This window comes from Frankia nepalensis, from assembly GCF_016786325.1.
In the GTDB taxonomy this organism is placed as follows: Bacteria; Actinomycetota; Actinomycetes; order Frankiales; family Frankiaceae; genus Pseudofrankia; species Pseudofrankia nepalensis.
The window spans coordinates 1-4,894 of record NZ_JADWYU010000283.1 but is presented as its reverse complement, the minus strand read 5'-3'; the positions used below and the strand labels follow the sequence as shown (position 1 = coordinate 4,894).

The 4,894-nt window shown below is 61.1% G+C and carries 6 protein-coding genes; all 6 read right to left on the bottom strand.

Translation table 11 applies throughout. From position 1 onward, the window contains the following. Positions 1-1,519: 1,519 nt before the first annotated feature. Positions 1,520-1,816 carry a hypothetical protein gene (locus I6A81_RS40365; protein ID WP_202998792.1) on the bottom strand — a complete coding sequence of 99 codons (297 nt, stop codon included), beginning with the start codon at positions 1,814-1,816 and terminating at the stop codon, positions 1,520-1,522. A 522-nt stretch (positions 1,817-2,338) separates the two neighbouring features. Next, on the bottom strand, positions 2,339-2,644 hold the full coding sequence (locus tag I6A81_RS40360) for a hypothetical protein (protein WP_203030134.1): 306 nt from the start codon (positions 2,642-2,644) through the stop codon (positions 2,339-2,341). A 559-nt stretch (positions 2,645-3,203) separates the two neighbouring features. Continuing rightward, entirely contained in the window at positions 3,204-3,437 is a 234-nt protein-coding gene (locus I6A81_RS46470; protein WP_202998805.1) for a polymorphic toxin-type HINT domain-containing protein, read from the bottom strand. 18 nt (positions 3,438-3,455) lie between these two features. Continuing rightward, entirely contained in the window at positions 3,456-3,914 is a 459-nt protein-coding gene (locus I6A81_RS40350) for an SMI1/KNR4 family protein (RefSeq protein ID WP_202998794.1), read from the bottom strand. A gap of 21 nt (positions 3,915-3,935) precedes the next feature. After that, on the bottom strand, positions 3,936-4,427 hold the full coding sequence (locus I6A81_RS40345) for a hypothetical protein (protein ID WP_202998795.1): 492 nt from the start codon (positions 4,425-4,427) through the stop codon (positions 3,936-3,938). 6 nt (positions 4,428-4,433) lie between these two features. Continuing rightward, positions 4,434-4,894: Hint domain-containing protein (locus I6A81_RS40340; protein ID WP_203010497.1), on the bottom strand; the 461-nt coding region annotated here is incomplete at its 5' end.

Genomic DNA, 4,894 nt, shown 5'->3' with positions numbered 1-4,894 from the left:
ATATCGCAGCTACTGGGTAGTTCGACCCAGTAGTGACATCAGATGTCGCCTGAGGGTTATAAGCCGAAGAAATGACTGAGGCGCTAGCGCGTCTTGCAATACAGACTACTCTCACTCCAGCTCCTCGACCCACCGCGGGTTGCATTTTATACGATCACCATCCAAAAGAGGTTGGGGATCGATCATCCCACCCCTTCACCCTCATGAGGGTGCGTAGGGCGCGAGATTTGGCGGCTATTTGAACTTACAGTCGTCAACCTGTCCGGTTCTCGCATTCATCACATAGTGAATCTTCACACCATTTACGTTCTGGCCCATTTTTACCCAGCCATCCGCACCCATCCACCGGGCATCGGTCATCCCCTTTCTAACTGGAAGAATCCTTCCTGCCATCGGATTCGACATAGCCGATTCCATCGCTAGCTTCTCTTCGAGACTATCCGCAGCCGTCCTCCCGGTCGATCCCCGCCCCAATGGCTTTAGATCGATCGATGTCTCCCGCAGCTGATCACCGCGCCAGAAGCGCTACTCCGTGGTCTGGGGCGATGTCGCGTCCGAGGTCGTCGCGGATGCGGCGCGACCCGAGCGGGCCGGGGCGGTGACGCCGATGAGGGCCGCGGCGATGAGGCGGGGCCCGATCGTGTCGCGGCATGTCGCAGTCGAAAAGGATCCCAGGACCCGCGCTTGATCGCCCGCGCCCTGCCCGACCACGCCTCGACCCGCACCGAGCGGGAGGGTCTTGCCCGGCCTGTCCGTGTTGTTGGGAAAGGTCGCGCCGCTACGCTGACGCGCGTGTCCCAGATCGACTCCCCCACCCGCCCACCGCCCTCCAGCCGGTCCCGCCGACCCAACCAGCCACAACCCGCAGCAACCACAGCTCCGCCGGTGGCGCAGGCTGCGGTATGCCCTCCAACGGTCCCCGATGCTCCCTGCATGGCAGGCACCCGCTCACGTCCCGGGCGACCTATGAACCCCGAACATCACGAGTTACTGGCGGATTTAAGTCCGAAGGCGTCACGTCACACGAAGAAGCTCCCGGACCTCGCGGATCTCCGCGTCAGGAAACCGGGAACCCCATTTATCCAAATAGGGTTCAACGCCTCCATAGTACTCGAGGGCACCGTCGGCAATCTTCACGATCTCGAGCGCATACTCATTCACTCCGATTCGACCAGACCAGAGTAATCTTCCCTCAGCCCAACGACTCTCCGACCAGATGTCCGGGAAAGTCACAATCTGAAGGAACGCGTCGCGCTGGGCATCTGTGAAAAAGAGCCACGTTCCACCTGGTTCAGACGCAAGCAGCGCGATCGAAGACAGCGATCCCCGAAGAAGGCTGAAGGCTGACCGTACCAACTCTCCTAGCCCGTCCCCTAGATAGGTCGTGCCGACCGTGATAGCACCTCTCGACGTAGCCATCACGAGATCAGCAGATGTTCCAGGGTGCCCAATATTCCACTGAAGCGAAAATTCTTCTCTTCCAGATGTCCGAATGTGCATGCCGAGCCGGTCGGGTTACTTATTTCGCAAGCCGAGGATTCAGCCCACAGAAGCCGACCCTGGCTAGGCTGTCGACCGCTCGCGAGACTTCAGCTCTGGTTACAGCTGGAACCACGAGAACATTCGCCATCGCAAAGTATCCACCCGAGGTGACCTCGTCCGAAATTTCCTGAACCGACCGAACGGGATCATAGACGGTTAGATCAAATTCTGCCTTCCCTGTGGAGACGATCACATCAACCAGATACCCCTTGGCCTCAGTCTCGGCTTCGTAGCCGTCCAAGTACTCGGGGAACCTTAAGTTGTACGGAGTCATCCAGTCGCCCCCTGCTCACCTGGTCCCGATCTGAGAAAGCGCGTCAGTGTACCAGCCAGTCGAGGTTCGCCCGGACCGGACGTGTGCAGCGCGTCGGTCGTGACCAGAACGTTTGCCCTATGGTCCGCCGCCCTCTGAGCAAGGTCGCAGCTGTGGACCAGGACCGATGTCGCCCCAGCCAGCACATAGTACGTGTGGATGTCAGCGACGGTGAGGTTGTAGGCGAGCGCCTGGCGGCTGGTCCCGGGTTGGAGGCGGACACTGTCGCCTAGCGGCCGTCGGGGCGCCCACCGCGCCGACTTGATCCGGCTACGCCCGAAGCACACCTTGTTCACCGCCGCGGACAGGCTGTCGTAGTGGATGTGCCGCACCGACACACCGCCGAGCACCAGGAACCGCCTCGGCATAGCCGTCGAGGAACGCCTCCTGCGGCTCGGTCGCCCTACCCGGGAGCGCCCTCCCTGCTCCCGATACCCTCGGGCCGCTCGATCCGCCAGAACCGACGCAGGAGCCCCTCCTACATCATTGAGACTTCAGCCAGTAGCTTCGAGCGGCGTCAACTATAGAGTCAAACTCTTCTTCACCAATATCTGCGACAAGAATTGGACTAACCTTCCGCTCCACAATTTCTTGCGCGACGACGAAAAACCGCCCCGCGCGCACATAGCTGTACACCGTCCACTGATCCAGCGACTCGACACTCGACATTATGGTCGAGTCATGGAGAAACTCGTCGACAGCAAATAGCTCTATGAATTCAGCAGGATTGGCATCCAGCAGATCGAGCCGTCTATCGTCGATATGTGGTCGATTCTCGAGCTGCGTCATCACGGATCCGAGGATACAGCCCTCCCGGTCACCAACCAGCTGACCGTCTATGACGAGTTGGAAACGGAACATGCGACGCCCAGGGAGAGGGCTTACCAGCAAACCGAATCGACCACTGTCGTCAAGGAACCTCAACTCTTACCCCCGCTGGACCTGAACAGGCATGCGGTTCAAGGGGATCCTACCGGCTTTCCTCGATTAGCGACGCCATTAGAGCTGCCACTCCAATGCCAATTTCCATGCGCGTCATTTGAGTATCTGTAGTATACAGTCTTATCGCCGGAGCCGATCTTTGTCCAGCGCACCCCATCAACAAGGACACTTTTGGAAATGTGCCTCCGCGTCAGCCGGCAGGACAGCCTTATTGGGATTATACGGGTTCGGCCCGTCGTGCGGGTCATGGTGGCCCGGGTTATCATAGCCAGTGATGCGCTTCTTGTCATTGTGGACCAGAACCGGCGTCTGCCCGGCGAGGACATAGTACGTGGATGTCGGCGACGGTGAGGTTGTAGGCGAGCGCTTGGCGGCTGGTGTCGGGTTGGAGGCCGGACACTGCGGCCTAGCGTCCGTCCGGGCGTAGCAGCTTCTCGCCGTTGGTGAGTTCATCGGCGCGTTCGAAGCGGTGGTCGGTGGCGGACCAGAAGGGGTGGTCCTCGGTGGTGGTGAGGACGGTGCCATCGGCGAGGAGGAGGTCGGTGAGGGTGTCGTCGTGGACCCAGACGTGGCTGACCGTCTTGGCTGCCTGTTGCCCGGTTTCGGAGTTGGTGGCGAGGACCTGGTCACCGGGTTCCAGCCAACCGCGAAGAGCCTGTTAAACCCCCACGCGGAGCCCTCTTGATGAGACGAATTCATAAAAGTCGGAAGCGTCGAACTGGACGGCGCCATCCTCGTGATCAAGAAAACTTACCTGCTCGCGGCACACGCCATCCTCGGAGACGAATCCCCACCAGTCACCCGTACCAACGGGAGCAACGGCTACGAAGTTTGGCACAGCAAATACGCCGGTGTTCACGGAAAGTAGATCTTCACTACGAGCATCGGGCGACCTGGCAGGCAAAATTTCCACGAAAGAAAATACGCCACCACCAAATGCTTGCATGAATCTCTTGTATTTAGATGGCAGCCGCGTCCGCAGAACCGTCTCGACCGCGGCGAGATCGGCATCTGTTGCAATCCAGGAGTCGAAGAGCTGAAACCCAGGAGGATACCGCCTGCCCACCCGTTCCACACGGAAAGCTTCCACCTGGGCTTCGAACTCTTCGAACTCCATCGCCGTCTCCTTCGCTCCCTGCTAGCCCGGCCAGTTATCGTACCAGAGGTCGGGCCCATAATGACCCCAACCCTGCTCCTGCGAGCGGTACCACCAGTGCAGTTGCGTGTCGTCCGCACGCATTGCTCCGGTAACGCCTTGGCTATTGGCGTTTGGATGGAGCTGAGAGCCGGGCCCCCGATGCACAACCTGATCAAGTTCATGAATCGGCGATCCAGGCATCTGGTCCGCATGGTGAATCTCAATTCGGTCACCCAAGCGATTCGGGCGCAGCCCATGCGCGCCGCGACCAATATCACCCAGAGTCCAAGGCCCGTTGACGCGAATTGGCGGCACATTCGGACCCGCGCCGGTCGCAGGGGCGCAGTTACAACCGACTCCCGGCGGAGTGTCACCACAGTTGTGCACCAGCACCGGCGTGGTGCCCGCGAGGACATAGTACGTGTGGATGTCGGCGACGGTGAGGTTGTAGGCGAGCGCTTGGCGGCTGGTGTCGGGTTGGAGGCCGGACACTGCGGCCTAGCGTCCGTCCGGGCGTAGCAGCTTCTCGCCGTTGGTGAGTTCATCGGCGCGTTCGAAGCGGTGGTCGGTGGCGGACCAGAAGGGGTGGTCCTCGGTGGTGGTGAGGACGGTGCCATCGGCGAGGAGGAGGTCGGTGAGGGTGTCGTCGTGGACCCAGACGTGGCTGACCGTCTTGGCTGCCTGTTGCCCGGTTTCGGGGTCGGTGGCGAGGACCTGGTCGCCGACCTCGATCTGGTCGATGGGTTTGGTGGTGCCGTCGGCCAGGAGGACGGGGGTGTTGGCAGCGAAGCTCTTGCGTCCGCCGCCGCCGACTGCGCAGGTGGTGGCGGCGTCGGCGACGTCGTCGCCGTAACGGGTGACGACGGCCTCGGCCTGTTTGAAGGTCTTGAGGGCCTTGGCGCCGCCGGCGACGACGGCCGCGCCGGGGAGCATCCCAGCGCCGGCGAGGGCGGCCTCGG

Excerpts from the sequence above, each read along its gene's own strand:
- I6A81_RS40365 (WP_202998792.1), bottom strand. The coding sequence starts at position 1,816 with ATGACTCCGTACAACTTAAGGTTCCCCGAGTACTTGGACGGCTACGAA.
- I6A81_RS40360 (WP_203030134.1), bottom strand. The coding sequence starts at position 2,644 with ATGACGCAGCTCGAGAATCGACCACATATCGACGATAGACGGCTCGAT.
- I6A81_RS40350 (WP_202998794.1), bottom strand. The coding sequence starts at position 3,914 with ATGGAGTTCGAAGAGTTCGAAGCCCAGGTGGAAGCTTTCCGTGTGGAA.